The following is an 18353-nucleotide window of genomic DNA, read 5'->3' as shown; positions in this document are numbered from 1 at the left end:
AGGGGAAATTGTTTTATGAGAATTGTAGAAAAAATTGCAGATTTAAAGACCATTATAAGGGCGCAAAAAAGAGAAGGAAAGACAATAGGCTTTGTTCCAACTATGGGATACCTTCACAAAGGTCATTTATCTTTAATAGAGACATCAATACGTCATAACGACTTTACCGTTATCAGTATATTTGTAAATCCAACTCAGTTTGGTCCTAATGAGGACTTTGACAGGTATCCCAGGGATATAGAGGGGGATCTTAAAAAAGCTGAGTCTGTCGGTGTTGATGTAGTATTCATTCCTGCAAAAGAAGAAATGTATCCTCAAGGATATATGACATATGTAAATGTTGAAAAGATAACAGATTCCCTTTGTGGGAAATCCAGACCGGGTCATTTTAGAGGGGTTACTACAATTGTTAACAAGCTTTTTAATATAGTTGAACCTGACAGAGCTTATTTTGGACAAAAGGATGCACAGCAGGCTCTGGTTATAAAGAAAATGGTTGAGGATCTTAATATGAATGTGGAAGTTATCGTCTGTCCCATTGTCCGGGAGGAAGACGGGCTTGCTATGAGCTCAAGGAATGCATATTTAAGTGATGAAGAGAGAAAGTCTGCCGCCATTTTGTATGAATCTTTATTAGAGGCTAAAGAAATGGTGGAAATGGGAGAAAGAGACGGGAAAAAGATAGTTGGGCATATTAAAAATAAAATAGAGTCCAAGACCAACGCTGAAATTGACTATATAGAAGTGGTAAAAGCTTCTACACTTGAAAATGCAGACATACTGGAAGGAGAAATTTTGATAGCTTTGGCTGTAAAATTCGGTCAGACAAGACTCATAGATAATATCACCCTGTCTTGCTGACTTCGGGGGAGGTGTAGCAATTGTTTATTAATATTTTAAAATCAAAAATTCACAGAGCAGTTGTAACCGGAGCAGACCTTAATTATGTAGGAAGTATAACAATAGATGAAGATTTGATGGATGCTGCCGATATAATTGAAAATGAAAAAGTCCAGGTGGTAAATAACAACAATGGGCAAAGGTTTGAGACCTATGTGATACCCGGAGAAAGAGGCAGTAAAATGATATGCTTAAATGGGGCTGCTGCAAGGCTTGTCCAGCCTGGGGATGTAATAATTATAATATCTTATGGGCTTGTTGAAAAGGACAAAGCAAAAGCCTATACTCCTAAGATTATTTTCTTAGATGATGATAATAACATTGTTGAAATAAAGGGAAAGGAAAAACATGGAGAAAGAAGATAGGATTTAAAGTTTCTATCTTCTTCTATTTACATAATCTAACACTAGTCCTCCAATTACTGCCTGTGCAAGAATAGCAAAACTAGCTTTGGATATTTCTATCCCTATAAGCCTCAGATAGCTGTCGTATGGAATTAATCTGTTGTTAGAAACTAATATAATGGTACCTATTAAGAGTAAGCCTAAGGATATTTGAGTCCCGTATTTTATAATTGCTTTAGAATATTTATTGATTTTATCAAATTCTTGTACAATTTTTTTTATATCTTTCTTTGTATACATTTTTGCAATTTCCTTTCATAAGTTGTTTTTTAATAGTTTAGTTTTTTAATGGTTTATAAAGAGTTTAGATGAAAATTTAATATTAAGAATTACTTGTATATATGTTAACATAAAACATTTAATGCATCAATGTAAAAACTTAGATTTGAAAAGGTTTGTTAGCCCATTAGTTAAAATTATGTAAACAATGTTAATCTAAAAAAATACATTTTTCTTTAAAATATGATATAATTTAATTAATTAATTAACTGCAAAAAGTAAATCGGCACTTATAAATCACTAGTTTAAATCACTAATTTTATGTAATGACATGACCCGATATTTTAAATATAGTAAAATAAAAAAACAGGTGATGATATGTTAAAAAAAGAAGTCAGTATATGCGATTTAGTGCCAAATATGAGAATAGCCGAAACGGTATTAAACGATTTTGGCTCTGTAATTATTATGGAAAATACAGTATTAGATGAACATTTAATTAAAAAACTTCAAAACCAGAACATTTCAAAAATTAAAGTCTTTGAAGAAACTAATAAACCTGTGACAAAAGTAAAAGAAGTTTTCCAAAGAAACTATAACCAAGGTATTTATGAAGTAAAAAACATTATATCGGAAATTATAATTGATAAAGATGTAAATATGGAAAAGGTAGAGAAAGTTGTTGATTCTGTTATTGACATGTCAGATGAAAAAATGGATTTAATTAGGTGTTTAAATCAAATAAAAAGTTCAGATGAATATATATATACACATAGTATGAATGTGGCGATGCTGTCAATGCTTATAGGCAAGTGGTCAGGCTATGAAGGTAAAAAACTTCAAATGCTTGTCCAGGCAGCCCTGCTCCACGATATAGGAAAAACAAAGGTACCTCCTGAAATACTTAATAAGCCGGGAAAATTGACTGAAGCAGAGTATGAGGAAATGAAAAAACACTCAACATATGGCTATAGGATGCTTGAAGAAAAAAGAAATGTCAGTATGGATATTTGCCTTGCCGTACTAATGCACCATGAAAGAGAAGATGGAAGCGGTTATCCTATAGGAGCAAAATCTGACCGCATTCACGATTTTGCAAAAATTATTGCCGTTGCAGATATTTATGATGCCATGACCTCTGAAAGGGTTTATAAAGAACGGGAAAGTCCTTTTGAAGTATTTGAACTGATGGAAGAAAAGACTTTAAGCCAGTTGAGTGTAGAAGTTGTTTTTACTTTTTTAAATAATATAGCTTCCTACTATATAGGGGATTTAGTTATGCTAGATAATGGTAAGATAGGTGAAATTGTACACATTAATCCTAGACATGTATCAAAACCAATAATAAAAGTTGATGATAAATATTTAGATTTGACGGTTGAAAAACATGTGAAGATAAAGCATTTACTTTAAAGCTTATTTTTAAGGGGTGACAGATATGTCAATTCGGCAGGAATATGAGCTAATTGAAGAAAAAATACTTTCACCTTATGCTTCCCTTAGCTCTAAATCTAAAGGGAGAAAATTTCCGGAGCCCCAGTGTGAAGTAAGGACTTGTTTTCAAAGGGATAAGGACAGGATCATATACTCAAAAGCATTTAGAAGGCTAAAACATAAAACACAGGTTTTTATTTCCCCTGAGGGTGACCATTACAGGACAAGACTTACCCACACATTGGAAGTTTCACAAATTGCAAGAACTATAGCAAGAAGCCTTAGATTAAATGAAGACCTTACAGAAGCAATTGCATTAGGTCATGATTTAGGACATACGCCCTTTGGGCATGCAGGTGAAACGGTTTTAAATGATATTTGCCCCTTTGGTTTTAAGCACAATGAGCAGAGCCTCAGGGTGGTGGATGTTTTAGAAAGAAAGAACGGTTTAAATCTTACCTGGGAAGTGAGGGACGGTATAAAAAATCACACCGGGGACACCTTACCACAAACTTTAGAGGGGCAGATAATAAGATTTGCTGACAGGATTGCCTATATTAATCACGACATTGATGATGCAATTAGGGGAGGAGTAATTAGTGAGGAATGCCTTCCTAAAGAGTGTGTGAAGGTTTTGGGAGAAACATCCAGCCAAAGAATAAACAATATGATTACAAATATTATTAGAGAGAGTAAAAATTCCAACATTATAAAAATGGATAAGGAATTTCAAGAAGCAACAAATGAAATGAGAAAATTTATGTTTAAAAATGTTTATATAGGTTCAAAGGCCAAAAAAGAAGAAGATAAAGCGAAAAATATAATAAAGGAGCTTTATAACTATTTAAAGAATAAGCCTGAATATTTACCAAAAGAAATTGCAAAAAAACTTGAAACCTCTTCTATTGACAGGGTGGTGTGCGACTATATAGCGGGAATGACAGACAGATATGCAGTGAAAAAATTCCATGAAATTTTTATACCGGAGTCATGGCATTAATTAATAGGCGATTCAAATAAAAATAAAGTGGATTTTCTAAATGTATAAACTGGCAAGAAATGTGAAAGAATATTTTTGTGATTTTGTACTTAAAAAACACAGGTGAAATGGGTTTATAAAATTATTTGTTTTATTTTAGAAGGAAATTTGATTTTTATGTAGAATTATACTTGAGTTATAAATTCCATGAGGAGATAAAATAAATTAAATTAGTAATGAAATAAATTAAATAATTTTGACGAATAAAAGAAGGATTATTAAAAATTATGTCGAACAAATACTTATTGTTGCTAAAAATATCAATAAAAAATTGATAAAAGGAGTTGTGTTTTTAGGAATTAAAAAATGCAGAGATTTTATCCGGATGAATTGATTGAAGAAATAAGAATCAGCAATGACATTATAAGTGTTGTTGGTGAGTATATACAACTGAAAAGAAAAGGAAAGGGATTCTTTGGTCTTTGTCCTTTTCACAGTGAAAAAACCCCGTCATTTCACGTTGACCCTGTAAAACAATTGTACTATTGTTTTGGTTGCGGCAATGGGGGGAGTGTTATTCAGTTTGTAATGGGAGTTGAAAATCTTGATTATATTGAAGCGGTAAAGTTTTTGGCAGATAAAGCAGGAATACTGCTGCCGGAAGGTGAAGATGAGAAGTATAAAGAAATAGCAAGAAAGAAAAAACAAATTTTAAAAATCAATGTGGAAGCAGCAAGATTTTTTTATGAACAAATAGAAGATGAAAAAAACAGTTTTGCAAGAGAATACTTAGCATCAAGGGGAATAAAGAGAAGGACGGTAAGGAAATTCGGAATAGGGTATTCTCTAAAAGATTGGGATGCATTATATAAGCATTTAAAAGCCAAAGGCTATGATGATGATATTCTTTTAGAAAGCGGACTGGTTTTAAAGAATAAAAGTGGTGGTTATTATGACAGGTTTAGGGGGAGAATTATATTTCCTATTTTCGATTTGAGAGGAAATGTATTAGGGTTTGGTGGAAGGGTTTTGGATAACTCAGAGCCTAAGTATATGAATTCTCCGGAAACAATGGTTTATAACAAGAGAAAGCATTTATATGGCCTTAATTTTGCCAAAAATTCATCCCACAAGAGAATAATAGTAGTTGAAGGCTATATGGATGTAATATCTCTTTTTCAGTTTGGTATAATAAATACTGTTGCATCCTTAGGAACTGCTCTGACTGAAAGTCAGGGAAGGCTGCTAAAAAAATACACTGAAGAAATTATTATTTCATTTGATGCTGATACAGCAGGAAAGGCAGCAACCATAAGAGGACTTGATATATTAGACAGCATCGGGTGCAATGTAAAGGTATTAGAAATGCCAGAAGGGGAAGACCCTGATGAGTTTGTTAAAAAATATGGGGCAGATGCCTTTAATAGTTTGATAAATAAATCGCTTTCATTGGTTGAATATAAAATAAAAGCTTTAAAAAGTGAAATTGATACAAATAATACAGAAGGGAAAATTATTTTTTTAAACAAAACTGCAGATGTCCTTTCTAAACTGGACAATGACATAGAAAGGGAAATGTACATTAAAAAAATAGCAAAGGAATATGAGATTAGCCAGGAATCAATATATGCAGAAGTTTTAAAAAGAATAAAACCTAAAAAGGGTTTTAGAGCAGTTGTCACTAATATTAATACTAAAAGCAGGTTTGAAAAAGACAAAGGCAAAGATGAATATCAAAGGGCTATAAAAAATGAAAGGATTTTGCTATCCCTTATTAGTATTGACAACTCGCTGTTTAATTTGGTTAAAGATAAAATTTCACCGGAAAGCTTTGAAGATGAAGACAACAGAAGGATAGCAAAAGCAGTTTTTGAAAGGCTTAATAGCAATAAAGGACTGGTACCTGCAGAACTTATAAATTTAGCTGATAATAAAAATTCAAATATATTTACAAGGTTATTACAGGAGGAATGCAATTTTGAGGATAATAAAAAGGCAATATTGGATATAATTAAAAAAATGGAATTATTCAAACTAACAAAAAGAGAAAGAGAAATCTTGAATGTAATTTCTAATTCAAAAGATAAGACAGCTGAAGAAGTTAGAAATATGAAGCTGGAACTACAACAAATATTATACAAAAAGAAGAGTATATAGAGGTACATTTTAATGAACGGAGGGGCAGTAAGTGAAACCCAATAATGATGTTAAAAAAGCAATTTTATATGATTTGATTGAAAAAGGCAAACAAAAAGGAATGTTGACTTACAAAGAAATAATGGATGCTTTTGAGGAAACAGAGTTGGGGTCTGAGCAAATAGAAAAGATTTATGAGACATTGGAAAATTTGGGTATAGATGTGGTAGGTGATATTGAAGAGGAACTTGAAGACATTCAATTGACAGAAGAGGAACTTGACCTTAGTGTGCCGGAGGGTGTGAGTATAGATGACCCTGTCAGGATGTATTTGAAGGAGATAGGAAAAGTGCCTCTTCTAAGTGCTGAAGAAGAAATTGAGCTGGCCAAAAGGATGGAACAAGGGGATGAAGAGGCCAAAAGGAAGCTTGCAGAGGCAAATTTAAGGCTTGTTGTAAGTATAGCTAAGAGATATGTAGGAAGAGGTATGCTGTTTTTAGATTTGATACAGGAGGGGAATTTAGGACTTATAAAAGCTGTTGAAAAATTTGATTACAGGAAGGGATATAAATTCAGCACATATGCAACATGGTGGATAAGACAGGCAATTACAAGGGCTATTGCAGACCAGGCAAGGACCATAAGGATACCTGTTCATATGGTTGAGACAATAAATAAGCTTATAAGGGTATCAAGGCAGCTTCTGCAGGAGCTGGGGAAAGAACCTCAGCCGGAGGAAATTGCAAGGGAAATGAATATGCCTGTGGAGAAAGTCCGGGATATTATGAAGATTTCCCAGGAGCCTGTATCTTTAGAAACTCCTATAGGAGAAGAAGAAGACAGCCACTTAGGGGATTTCATCCCTGATGATGATGTTCCTGCACCAGCAGATGCAGCAGCATTTACACTTTTAAAAGAACAGCTTATAGATGTTTTAGATACATTGACACCAAGGGAGGAAAAAGTTTTAAGGTTAAGGTTTGGTCTTGACGATGGAAGGGCGAGAACTCTTGAAGAAGTTGGTAAAGAATTTAATGTAACCAGGGAGCGTATACGACAAATAGAAGCTAAGGCATTGAGAAAATTAAGGCATCCAAGCAGAAGTAAAAAATTAAAAGATTATTTAGATTAAAACTCGGTTTATATCGGGTTTTTTGTCTACTTAATTTATTGAAGAGTCTTTTATAGACAAACATATAAATAGACAAACAGACAAACAGAAGGTTTAATTATAAAACCAACTATTTGTCTGTTTGTCTAAATACTGTTCATAATGGATAAAAAGCATCCCGTACATTTAGCAATATAGGCTAAACTACGGGATCTAGGGGAGTATAATAAATATACTAGTTGTATAATAAAACATATAGCAATAAAAATCAATATATTTTAGGGTAAAAATTTAAACTTGTGTTCAACATGCTTAAACACCATTCGTAAAATTTTATAGCATGTTGGACAAAAAATACTATTATTTGTGAATAAATTTATCCTTTTAGATGAACTACATAAAAATGGCTCGAAATCTAAAAACAACTTCCGATTTCTAGAATGAATAATTTAAAAAACTATTGCAAAACTAAGGACATAGTACAATATAGGGTAGGAGATGGTGATAAATGGAATATATGAATAATAATGAACATCATATGAATAATAATGAACATATGAATAATAATGCAGTGGAGTATACCACATACGACAGATTGTTAAGAGCCTGGGAGAATTCTATGGAGCTTGTAAGGGATTATGAAATGTATTCAAAGAGAATTGAAGATGAAAAAATAAAAGAGGTTTTTAAAAGATTTGCAGAGCAAGAAGGAAAGCATGCATCAGAACTTAGGGAATTGCTCTTAGAATATAAAAATAAAAATTCGGAAAATGTAAATTAAATTTTTTTAAAATTTAGCATTGGCATGAAAAATGAAGTATATTTATAAAAAATGATGAAATAGCAAGGTAAATTTAAATAATGCACTTAAAACTATTCTTGACCTGTTATGAGTAGCCATGTATAATAATACTTGTGCCTCATGTGAGGCGTTAACAAAAAGGCGTTCCTCAATAGCTCAGTCGGTAGAGCATGCGGCTGTTAACCGCAGGGTCGTAGGTTCGAGTCCTACTTGAGGAGCCACAAGGGCTTTTAGCTCAGTTGGTTAGAGCAACCGGCTCATAACCGGTAGGTCCGGGGTTCGAGTCCCTGAAGGCCCACCACAGAAAATAAGAAGTCTTATCAGAAAGACTTCTTATTTTTTTTTCGGAAGCATATCAAAAATATCATTGTTTTCTTGTTCTTTTGATACAATGGATGAAGGTATATTAAAATTTAATGTACCGAAACTGTTTGCAATGGGGTTTTTACATATTATCAATGATTCTACAGGACTTTCAGTGTCTTTTATATTTAATACCCTAAAATTTTGAATCATTAAACATTCTCCCTTTTTCTTGTTTGTTTTTTGCAGTTATTTTAGTGTATACTATTATTTGCGCTGTTATTCTAAAAAAATTATACAAAAAACATTAAAAAACCATTATAAAATAAGAAATATATAAAAAACGGAAGGGGAAATTTAGAAATGGAGTTACCAGGCCGCCTGAAATTAATTAGCCACATGGTGCCTGAGTGTAATATTGTCAGTGATATTGGAACAGATCATGCATATATACCAATTTATTTAGTGAATAATAAAAAATGTAAAAGGGCAATTGCATCTGACATAAGACCCGGCCCCATAAATATTGCAAAAGCAAATATAGAGGAATACGGACTTTCAGCAAATATTGAAACCAGGGTAGGAAACGGGCTTGACACCATAGAAGACCATGAAGTGGATGTAATAATAATTGCAGGTATGGGAGGCGTAATTATAAAAGATATTTTAGAAAGGGGCATAGATAAAGCAAAAAAAGCCAATGCGTTAATACTCCAGCCTATGACTGCCGTTGAAGTACTTCATGAGTGGCTATGCAGTAATGGTTTTGAAGTTTATGATGAAAAACTGGTGAGGGAAGAGAATAAGATATATGATGTTATTGCTGCAAGATGGACGGGGAAAATCCTAAGTAAGGATATTTTATACTACTATATTGGGGAAAAGCTGTTTGAAAATAAAGATCCTTTGCTAAAAATACATATTCAAAATAAAATTAACCAGCTTGACAAAATTATAAGCCAAATGGAAAATATGAAGGAAAAAGATTCTAATAAGAGAAAAGAGTATATTAATCTTAGAGAGAAGTACCGAAAAGCTATTACAACAATATGAAGGGAGTTGGATTTTAAATGTCCGTAAAGCTTTCAGAAATTATAAAATATATAGAGAACATTGCCCCAAAAAGCCTTGCAGAAGACTATGACAATTCAGGGCTTATTATAGGCAGGAAAGAAAAGGATATAAAGCGTGTAATGGTTTGTCTTGATGTTACTTCAAAGGTTGTAGAAGAGGCTGTAGAAAAAAATACAGATTTAATTGTATCCCACCATCCGCTTATATTTAAAGGGCTGAAAAGGATAAATTACGATGATGTAAAGGGCAGAATTATATATAACCTGATAAGAAATGATATTGCCGTGTACAGTGCCCATACAAATTTAGATGTGGCTGACGGGGGTGTTAATGAGCATCTTGCTGAAGTTTTAGGTCTTAGTGAATTGGAGAATTTAAAAAGACATAGGACACTAAAGCTTTATAAAGTGGTGGTTTTTGTACCGGAGGAAAACATAGATAATGTAAGGGATGCAATGAGCAGGGCAGGGGCAGGATGGATAGGCAATTACAGTGACTGTTCATTTATGATAAAGGGTACAGGGACATTCAGACCGCTAGAAGGAACAAATCCATACATAGGCTCTAAAGGAAAACTTGAATTTGTAGATGAAATAAGACTTGAAACAGTAGTTCCTCAGGAAAAACTTCATGCAGTAATAGATGAGATGATTAAATCTCATCCTTATGAAGAAGTGGCATATGATGTATATCCCCTTAATATGGAGGGAAAGGTGTACGGTTTAGGAAAGGTAGGAGTTCTTAAAACTCCGGTTACTTTAGATGATTTTATAGCCACTGTGAAAGAAAAGCTAAATGCAAAAAGTGTGCGTGTAATAGGAAGTGCAGACAAAAAAATAGAAAAAGTTGCAGTATTTTGCGGTAGTTTCGATGAAAGCTGTATTAAGGATGTTTTATCTAAGGCGGATATTTTAGTAACCGGGGATGTTAAATACCATACCGCCGTGGAAATAGCTGAAATGGGCATGTGTGTTATTGATGCAGGCCATTTTAATACAGAAAGAATTATTGTTCCTAAATTGGTTAATATATTAAGTGATAAGTTTAAAAATTTAGATGTATTTAGCAATAGTGTGGAAGAAGAACCATTTATAACTTATTGACATTGTTTTTAAAAAAATATACAATTAAGAGTACTGATAAAAAAGAGGTTTATTATTTTTGAGTAAGTCAGATAGTCGCGTGTACAAGTGCCGAAAGGCCGTACATGAGGAAAGTCCGGGCTCCACAGGGCAGGATGCCGGGTAACTCCCGGTGAAGGCGACTTCAAGGAAAGTGCAACAGAAAGATACCGCCTTATTGGAGATGGGAAGCTTCTAACTTCTTACTTCCAAATAAGGTAAGGGTGGAAAGGTGAGGTAAGAGCTCACCAGCGGCATGGCGACTTGCCGGCTATGTAAACCCCATCTGGAGCAACACCGTATAAGAGACATATGGTGGCCCGCCAGTCTCAGGCAGGTGGCTTGAGCTTTACAGAAATGTAAGGCCTAGATAGATGACTATCGAATACAGAACCCGGCTTATAGACTTACTCAATGAAAATATAAAAAAGGAGCTATAGAAAAAGGTTAGAAATTTTTCTACAGCTCCTTTTGTTTTAGCGAAACTAATATAATTTATTATTGCATTTATTTACTTACAATCAAGACCTTTCATATTTATTTTATTTGAATGCCCGGTAATATACTAGGTCGGAAGTTAGTTAAAACTAGAATTAATTTAGTTTATTGCCGTAAATATCGTATTTTACCGGGAATTCAGATATAACCTCTAATACATATCTTTGCATTAACATATAGTCAGTAGAATTTATAACCCCGTCCCCGTTGACATCTGCTATAGGAATTTTAAGATTTTCAACATCTTCATAAGGAAGTTTATCTATAATCTCCAATACATATCTTTGCATTAAAGCTAAATCCAAGGTATTAATAATGCCGTCAAGATTTACATCCCCTATGTCATGCCAGATTAAATCAGGGTCAGGGGTAGGCTTAGGTGAGGAAGTAGGTTGGGGTGGGATAAAGTCACCGTAGTGTTTTATTACAGCAGCTGTAGCACCGACAAAAGCAGCATTGTAGTCAATTGCTACTTCAGTATGTTGAAAGAGGTTTACATCGTCAACAAAATTCCCCTGTGAATCAGGACCGCCCACCAATGCCCCTACAAGAAGGTGCTTTGCAGGATTTGCATTTTCTCCACCTGCGTAAGTATAGCCGTTTGCAGCCCTGTGGTGTGGGTGTTTGGGATAGTTTGAACCAAAACCTATAAGGTATGACATATTATTTTTATTATTTCCCAGTGCATAATCTATCTGGGATTTAGCAAATTCTTTTAATGCAGGGTCTTTTGTCTGTTCGTAGTACAGCATGGCAAGCATAGCTTCAGCAGATGCATATCTTAATGCACCCCAGACGTCTAAATATTTAAGGCCGTCAGGAGTTGTTGTAATTGTGTTCATCCAATAGTCCAAATTATACTCCATAGCATCTATGTATTTTTGTTCCCCTGTCAATTCCGATAACTTACAAAATACCGCCATGTACATATCATCCCAACACATTGTCCATTTGTTTTTAAAAGGGGATTCTCCTAAAAAAGTATTGTGGGAAAGATAGTTGTCTATTTCTGCAAGATATGAACTGTCTTTTTCTATAACATACAGCCAGGTAGCAGCCCATGCCAAATCATCCCAAAAAGAGTGGGAAGCATAAAAGGCAGTTAACTGATACTTACCGGGATTTTCCTTACCCATTTCATAAAGTTCCTTTGCCACCCTTAAGCATTCATTTGCATATTTTGGATCAATGTCTTTGTAATTTAAATACATCTTAGATAAAGCAGCAGATGTAAGTCCTAAAACATCTGATCCCGGATTGGCTTTATCAACAACATAAGGAACCGGTCTGGGACCTGTTTGCTCCTCAGGAGCACCCCAGTATGTATGGTCTAAATCCCCATCACCTACCTGATGATAGAAAGTTCCGGATTTGGGGTAGCATTTTAGAAGGTAATCGGTGAAATATTTTAATGTGGAAAGCATTTTATCAGTGTTTCCTGTATAGTCAAATACATCTTTGTACTCATATAATGCCCATCCTAATATAGATGCAGAGTATGCCTGTGGCAGACCAAATTTAACGTGGTCCCCCGCATCGTGGAAGCCTCCTGTAAGGTCTATTCCTATTTCGCTCCCATCGGTGGTGTGGCAAGGTCCTCTCCAGTCAAAATAGTTGTCATCCCCGGCATTTGGACCGCACTTATTTGCATCATAAAAGTAAATGGAATACTTTAGTGCAGTGGAATAATCAAAATTTTCTTTGGCAGACACATAAAAGGTTTTAAATAGTAGTGTAAATAACATTACCAAAATAGTAAACTTCACACAAAATTTTTTCATATAAATTCCTCCCTATACAAAAATAAAAATAATTAATAAAATTTTAATTTCAATTTTATAAGCGGAGTATTTAAAATGAACTGAAGCTTTCTAACACGTAATGGTGAAAAATAAGGTATGTTGAATTGCTAAATCTATTATAATTATACTAAATTACAGTAAAAACTTCAAATATAACATTTAAAACAACTGGAGCAGTTGTTATTTTCAAAAAACCTGATACAGGGAGTTTTTTGTGTAATTTCAGTATTGCTGCTTTTGGCTGGTATAGGTATTATGTGTAATATACTTCAGATGATAATTCAATCTAGAATAAAATTAATTGCTATTTCTCAAACTTATTGACATCACTTTTTCCGGAAGATGTAAGCGTCTATATGTATGAGACAAAATCCATATTAATTGCCTTGATTTTGTCTATGTAAAAGTAATAGGAAAAACCCCTGATGCCCTGTTAAACAACATTTAAAAAAAATTATGAATAAAACAAAAAGGGACTGTTATTCAGTCCCTTCAGTTTTTCTAACTAGTTTTGTTTTTACTTTAGCAGCTTTACCAACTCTATTACGCAGATAGAATAATTTTGCTCTTCTGACTTTACCTTTTCTTACAACTTCAACACGTTCAACTCTTGGAGAATGTACAGGAAACACTCTTTCTACGCCTACACCGTAAGTAACTCTTCTAACTGTAAATGTTTCTTTTATTCCTGAACCTCTTCTTGCAATTACAGTTCCTTCAAAAATCTGTATTCTCTCTCTATTTCCCTCTTTGATTTTAACATGTACTTTGACGTGATCCCCCACATCAAAATTAGTTAAGTCAGTTTTTAACTGTTCCTGCTCAATAGCTCTGATTACATCCATATTGTCATCCTCCTTCCTTCCTAGACGTTCTTGTATTCTATAACAGCGGACCGTCCGTATTCCACACAGTCACCTATTATACCATAGGTTTATTTTATTGTAAACATATTTTTCAAGAATTCTTTCTAATTTAAGTATATAAACGGGAAGAAAAATTGTTAGCGTAAAGTTATTGTAGGGAATGAGACATAAAATACCATATATAATTGAAAAGAAGATGACATCCTGTTAAGATATTAATTAAGCAAAAATAATAAATAGAAAGGATGACATCTTCTATGTATAATAGTATACAACATTTTAATGAATTTGGGGTAAAAAGAATTGAAAAAAAGATAAAAAATTTTATTGAAGAAGGAAAAGACTTAGCTGATCTTGTTCTTGGTCTAAAAGAAGATTTATTTAAACTTGGACGCGATATACTTAAAGAAGTGCTTGAAGATATGGATGAATATTTCCGTAACTGTGAAATAAGGAAACAGTATTGGGAAATTATAAGAAAAGATAAAACAGCTATTTTAACGACATTTGGAACACTAAGTTATAACAGGACATATTTTAAGCATAAGGAAAATGGTAATAGACAACACCTAGTCGACAGGATTGTAGGTGTAGAACCACATGACAGAGTAAGTGCCGATGTTGTAATTAATGCAATAGATGAAGCAGCTGACAGCAGCTACAGAAAGGCAGGAGAAAAGGCGACATATATTGATGAAATCAGCAAACAAGCAGTGATGAATAAAATACATAATATTGAAATAGTTGAGCCTGAAATAAAAGTAGATAAAAAGAGAGAAGTAAAAATATTGTATGTTGAGGCCGATGAGGACCATGTAGCATTACAACAAAAAAGTATATTGAGACAGAATGAGAAGGGCAAGAGAAATACAATTATGCCAAAACTTGTATATGTGCATGAGGGAATTGACTTTGAAAAAAGTAATAAGAAGAGAAAAGTATTAAAGAATGTTCGATATTTTGGGGGAGTGTATAAGAATTCAGAAGATTTGTGGCTTGAAGTATCGGAATACATATATAAACAATATGACGTTGATTTTTTAGAGACGGTGTATATATCAGGAGATGGGGCGTCATGGATAAGGCAAGGAGTTAACTGTCTTTCAAAAAGTAAATTTGTACTTGATAGATACCATCTTCAAAAATACGTAAGAGTTGCGACCACACATTTAAATGATGAAGCAATAAGCCAAGATTTACAGGAGGCTTTGAATTTATCTGATAAAAAAATGCTAACAAAGGTTTTTAAAAAGATAATTGAAAAGACAGGCGATAATGAAAATAAAATAAAGGCTATAAAAAATGCAAAGCGATATATTTTAAATAATTGGGATGGTATAGAAATAAGGTCAAACAGAGGAATAGTGGGTTGTAGTGCTGAAGGTCATGTGAGTCATGTATTTTCATCCCGTTTAAGTTCAAGACCTAAAGGCTGGTCGAGAAAAGGTGTAGAAAAGATGTCAAAGCTAATAATATACAAGAAGAATGGCGGTAAGGTATATGACATAGTTATGGCACAAAAACAAAAAAAGTTAGCATCTAGTAGGCAAGAAATTCAGGAAAAATTAATTAAGGAATTAAAGAAGTCATCAAACAGGTATGAGAGTGTATGGAATAGTAATTTAACTGTTATTCATAAGGGGTGTAAAACTGGTTTATATAAAGAATTAAGGCGTATTATAGGTATATGCGGATAGGGATGAGGTAATAATAAAGCAAAAATTACGGGAAAGTTTACAAGTAAGCCTATCCAATAGGAATTATACATATCTGGAAAAAAGACAAAAAAAAGAAAAAACATAAAAAAAGAAAAAGAAAAGAAAAAAGCAAAACTTTAGTACCATGACCCGCGGAGCCCTACTACTTGTCAAGGCCGGGCTTTGCCCGCTTGTTTTAGCCTTGACAAAATGGAAAATGGTACAATAGAAATACTTTTTTCTTTTAAAAGTAGCGTTAAAATGTGAAGGAACATAGATAACAAAACGTACTAATTTGTCACAAGTATTGAGTAAAATGAATTCTTTATAGAAAGAAAGAGTTATATGGTATAATAGACAATAAGTTAGAGGAATTATAAAAGAAAATAAGGCTCAAAATGATGTAAAACACTTTCGTTACTAAGAGACCGTTATTTGAAATAGTTGCACAAATAAAAAATGGGATGCCATCTACTTTTCTTTTTCCTACAATAAATTGACGCTATCGAAAAATTTAAGGCACTTTTAATAATGAAAAAAGAGTGATATAATAATAAAATAAGAATAAAAGATTAAAATAAAAATAAAAAATATAAATAATAAATTAAATTAAATTACAGTAAGGACTTAAGGCGATATGGAGTATAATAAGGATCCTTTAAATTTAGATAAAATTCAAAAACAAAAACTAGAAGAAAAATATGGAATTAACCTGAGATTATCCAAGCCAAACTACTTAAAAGAATTTGTCAATTGGTGTGTTGTTATAGTTATGGCTATAATTATAGCACTTATTTTAAGAAACTTTGCTTTTGAATGGGTAGTTGTAAGAGGTCAGTCCATGGAGGATTCTCTTTTTGACAGCCAGATTCTATTTGTAAATAAATTAGGATATATATATTCAGAACCTAAAAGAGGCGATATAGTAATAATGCAATTTAAAAAAGGGGATTGGGATTATTTGCCGTACAGCGAATATTTCCCCTTTTTGACTCTTTTGTTTCCGCCCAAAAATGAAGAGAACTATGTTAAAAGGGTGATAGGTCTGCCGGGGGAACATGTTGATATAAGGGGAGGACATGTATATATAAACGGTGTTTTATTAAATGAGCCATATGCAAAAGGCTTTACCAACCAAAAGAGCGTTCCCTTTCCGCAAATAGTTCCGCCTGATACATTTTTACTCTTAGGTGATAACAGGGAAAATAGTGAAGACAGCAGGCAATTGGGATTTATAGAATTGGAAAGGATAAAGGGAAAAGTGATGTTCAGACTCTATCCCATAAGTGAGTTTGGAGGAGTTTATGATAATTTAGAGTAAATTCAAACAAAAGACTAATTATGGAGGATGAAGACATTGAATATACAGTGGTTTCCGGGGCATATGAATAAAACCAGAAGATTGCTTTCGGAGAATTTAAAAATGGTGGATGTGGTTGTTGAAATTTTAGATGCCAGGATACCTGTTAGCAGCAAAAATCCTGAAATCGATAATATAACCAAAAACAAGCCAAAAATAATAGTTCTAAATAAATGCGATCTCGCTGATAAAGAAATTTCTGAAAGCTGGAAAAAATGGTATAACTCAAAGGGTTATACCAGTATTTTTGTAAATTCCATTGACGGAACAGGTATAAAACAGCTTAAAAACAAAATGAGAGACCTTTTAAAGGAGAGAATTGAAAGGGATAGGCAGCGGGGGAGAATATTCAGACCGGTAAAAGCCATGATTGTAGGGATACCCAATGTGGGAAAGTCATCCCTTATAAACAAAATTGCAGGCAGGGGAAGTGCTGCAACCGGAGACAAGCCCGGTGTAACCAGGGGGAAGCAGTGGATAAATGTAAGTAATGAAATCCAGCTATTAGATACCCCGGGCATTCTCTGGCCTAAATTTGAAGACAGGAGAGTTGGGATAAATCTTGCCATAACAGGTGCAATAAAAGATGAAATTTTAGACATTGTTGAGCTAGCATCAAATTTATTTGAGATACTTTCTGAAAGTTATCCTGAGCACATAATAAAAAGATATAAATTAGATTCAATTGAAAATAAAACCGGTTTTGAAATCTTGGAAGAAGCAGGTAAAAATAGAGGATGTATCGCATCCGGAGGGGAAATTGATATGATGAGAATATCAGCCATAGTGTTGGATGAATTTAGAAGTGCAAAAATAGGAAAAATATCCTTAGAAAAACCAGAAGATATTAAAGAGGTGTGAAATGAAATATACAATAAAGGCAATTGAAGAGTCAATAAGAGGTTTAAGCTTAGATGAAGCGTTAGAAAAGCTGTATTTATTAAAAGATGAATGCGGGGATAAAGTTTTAAAATTAATTGAAAAATATGAAAAGAAAAAGGAAAAAGAACGCTTAGAAATGCTAAGATATGAAAAAATGTGTGAATATGAAAGGGAAGCTTATAAAAAAGGACTTTCTCTTGTAGCAGGTATAGATGAGGCAGGAAGGGGGCCTTTGGCAGGTCCAGTTGTGGGGGCGGCGGTTATACTTCCAAAGGATATTTTTATAAAAGGCCTTAATGATTCAAAAAAACTCAGTGAAAAAAAGAGGGAAGAGCTCTTTGAAGTTATAAAAAAAGAAGCTTTGGATATTGGAATTGGAATGGTGGATCAAAATGAAATTGACAAAATAAATATACTGAATGCAGCTAAAAAAGCTATGGTTTTGGCTGTGAAAAATCTAAAAGTACGTCCGGATATTTTATTTGTCGATGCTGAAAAATTAGAAGAACAGGAAATGGAACAAATCTCCATAGTAAAGGGTGATGCCCTCAGCATATCCATTGCTGCTGCTTCTATAATTGCAAAAGTTACTAGGGACAGGTTAATGGAGGAGATGGATAAAAAATATCCCCAGTACGGTTTTTTAAATCATAAAGGGTATGGTACAAAAGAACATATTAATGCTATAAAGAAATATGGTATTTGTCCGATACATAGAATAAGCTTTACTAAAAAAATTATTTTGTAAATTTCTTTATTTACTGG

The 18353-nt window shown here is 33.5% G+C and carries 17 protein-coding genes, 2 tRNA genes and 1 other RNA gene; 16 read left to right on the top strand and 4 right to left on the bottom strand.

The genetic code is table 11. The features are described from left to right. The first annotated feature begins 15 nt into the window (after positions 1–15). Positions 16–861, top strand: a complete 846-nt coding sequence (gene panC / locus HVS_RS09315; RefSeq protein ID WP_101301567.1) for a pantoate--beta-alanine ligase — start codon at positions 16–18, stop codon at positions 859–861. Between the two features lie 20 nt (positions 862–881). Continuing rightward, positions 882–1265, top strand: coding sequence for an aspartate 1-decarboxylase (gene panD, locus HVS_RS09310; RefSeq protein ID WP_101301565.1), 384 nt, complete (start codon positions 882–884; stop codon positions 1263–1265). A gap of 12 nt (positions 1266–1277) precedes the next feature. On the opposite strand, the gene HVS_RS09305 is transcribed toward panD, so the two are convergent. Next, on the bottom strand, positions 1278–1544 hold the full coding sequence (locus HVS_RS09305) for a hypothetical protein (protein WP_101301563.1): 267 nt from the start codon (positions 1542–1544) through the stop codon (positions 1278–1280). Between the two features lie 357 nt (positions 1545–1901). Here HVS_RS09305 and HVS_RS09300 point away from each other — a divergent pair, with 357 nt between their 5' ends. From HVS_RS09300 to HVS_RS09270, 7 genes are all read left to right on the top strand, one after another. After that, positions 1902–2936 carry an HD-GYP domain-containing protein gene (locus HVS_RS09300; RefSeq protein WP_101301561.1) on the top strand — a complete coding sequence of 345 codons (1035 nt, stop codon included), beginning with the start codon at positions 1902–1904 and terminating at the stop codon, positions 2934–2936. A gap of 25 nt (positions 2937–2961) precedes the next feature. Beyond that, on the top strand, positions 2962–3957 hold the full coding sequence (locus tag HVS_RS09295) for a deoxyguanosinetriphosphate triphosphohydrolase (RefSeq protein ID WP_101301559.1): 996 nt from the start codon (positions 2962–2964) through the stop codon (positions 3955–3957). A 345-nt stretch (positions 3958–4302) separates the two neighbouring features. After that, on the top strand, positions 4303–6093 hold the full coding sequence (gene dnaG, locus HVS_RS09290; protein WP_101301556.1) for a DNA primase: 1791 nt from the start codon (positions 4303–4305) through the stop codon (positions 6091–6093). A 31-nt stretch (positions 6094–6124) separates the two neighbouring features. Further along, positions 6125–7204 (top strand): RNA polymerase sigma factor RpoD, encoded by a 1080-nt coding sequence (gene rpoD / locus HVS_RS09285; protein WP_101301554.1) that lies wholly within the window; start codon positions 6125–6127, stop codon positions 7202–7204. Positions 7205–7739: 535 nt separating this feature from the next. After that, positions 7740–7964, top strand: a complete 225-nt coding sequence (locus HVS_RS09280; RefSeq protein WP_101304195.1) for a ferritin family protein — start codon at positions 7740–7742, stop codon at positions 7962–7964. Positions 7965–8130: 166 nt separating this feature from the next. Continuing rightward, a tRNA-Asn gene (locus HVS_RS09275) sits at positions 8131–8206 on the top strand. A gap of 3 nt (positions 8207–8209) precedes the next feature. Beyond that, positions 8210–8286, top strand: a tRNA-Ile gene (locus tag HVS_RS09270). A 32-nt stretch (positions 8287–8318) separates the two neighbouring features. Here HVS_RS09270 and HVS_RS09265 read toward each other — a convergent pair. Then, positions 8319–8501, bottom strand: a complete 183-nt coding sequence (locus HVS_RS09265) for a hypothetical protein (protein ID WP_101301552.1) — start codon at positions 8499–8501, stop codon at positions 8319–8321. Positions 8502–8651: 150 nt separating this feature from the next. Between HVS_RS09265 and HVS_RS09260 the strand changes: the two genes are divergently transcribed. From HVS_RS09260 to rnpB, 3 genes are all read left to right on the top strand, one after another. After that, complete coding sequence (locus tag HVS_RS09260) at positions 8652–9341, top strand: tRNA (adenine(22)-N(1))-methyltransferase (protein WP_101301550.1); 690 nt, start codon at positions 8652–8654, stop codon at positions 9339–9341. 17 nt (positions 9342–9358) lie between these two features. Further along, positions 9359–10465 (top strand): Nif3-like dinuclear metal center hexameric protein, encoded by a 1107-nt coding sequence (locus tag HVS_RS09255; protein WP_101301548.1) that lies wholly within the window; start codon positions 9359–9361, stop codon positions 10463–10465. Between the two features lie 59 nt (positions 10466–10524). Next, positions 10525–10901: RNase P RNA component class A (gene rnpB / locus HVS_RS09250), an RNA gene on the top strand. 175 nt (positions 10902–11076) lie between these two features. On the opposite strand, the gene HVS_RS09245 is transcribed toward rnpB, so the two are convergent. Together HVS_RS09245 and rplS are read right to left on the bottom strand one after the other, a co-directional pair. Further along, on the bottom strand, positions 11077–12762 hold the full coding sequence (locus HVS_RS09245) for a glycoside hydrolase family 9 protein (RefSeq protein WP_101301546.1): 1686 nt from the start codon (positions 12760–12762) through the stop codon (positions 11077–11079). A 500-nt stretch (positions 12763–13262) separates the two neighbouring features. Beyond that, positions 13263–13628, bottom strand: a complete 366-nt coding sequence (gene rplS, locus HVS_RS09240; RefSeq protein WP_101301543.1) for a 50S ribosomal protein L19 — start codon at positions 13626–13628, stop codon at positions 13263–13265. 278 nt (positions 13629–13906) lie between these two features. On the opposite strand from rplS, the gene HVS_RS09235 reads away from it, so the two are divergent. From HVS_RS09235 to HVS_RS09220, 4 genes are all read left to right on the top strand, one after another. After that, complete coding sequence (locus HVS_RS09235) at positions 13907–15346, top strand: ISLre2 family transposase (RefSeq protein WP_235827484.1); 1440 nt, start codon at positions 13907–13909, stop codon at positions 15344–15346. 637 nt (positions 15347–15983) lie between these two features. Further along, positions 15984–16667: a signal peptidase I gene (lepB, locus tag HVS_RS09230; RefSeq protein ID WP_101301541.1), complete on the top strand. Its 684-nt coding sequence runs from the start codon at positions 15984–15986 to the stop codon at positions 16665–16667. Between the two features lie 36 nt (positions 16668–16703). Continuing rightward, a complete protein-coding gene (ylqF, locus tag HVS_RS09225; protein WP_101301538.1) occupies positions 16704–17567 on the top strand; it encodes a ribosome biogenesis GTPase YlqF in 864 nt (287 codons plus the stop codon). A gap of 1 nt (position 17568) precedes the next feature. Next, positions 17569–18336, top strand: coding sequence for a ribonuclease HII (locus HVS_RS09220; RefSeq protein WP_101301535.1), 768 nt, complete (start codon positions 17569–17571; stop codon positions 18334–18336). Positions 18337–18353 lie beyond the last annotated feature (17 nt).

This window comes from Acetivibrio saccincola, from assembly GCF_002844395.1.
In the GTDB taxonomy this organism is placed as follows: domain Bacteria; phylum Bacillota; class Clostridia; order Acetivibrionales; family Acetivibrionaceae; genus Herbivorax; species Herbivorax saccincola.
Note: the sequence above shows the minus strand (reverse complement) of the source record. Positions and strands in the feature narration are given on the sequence as shown.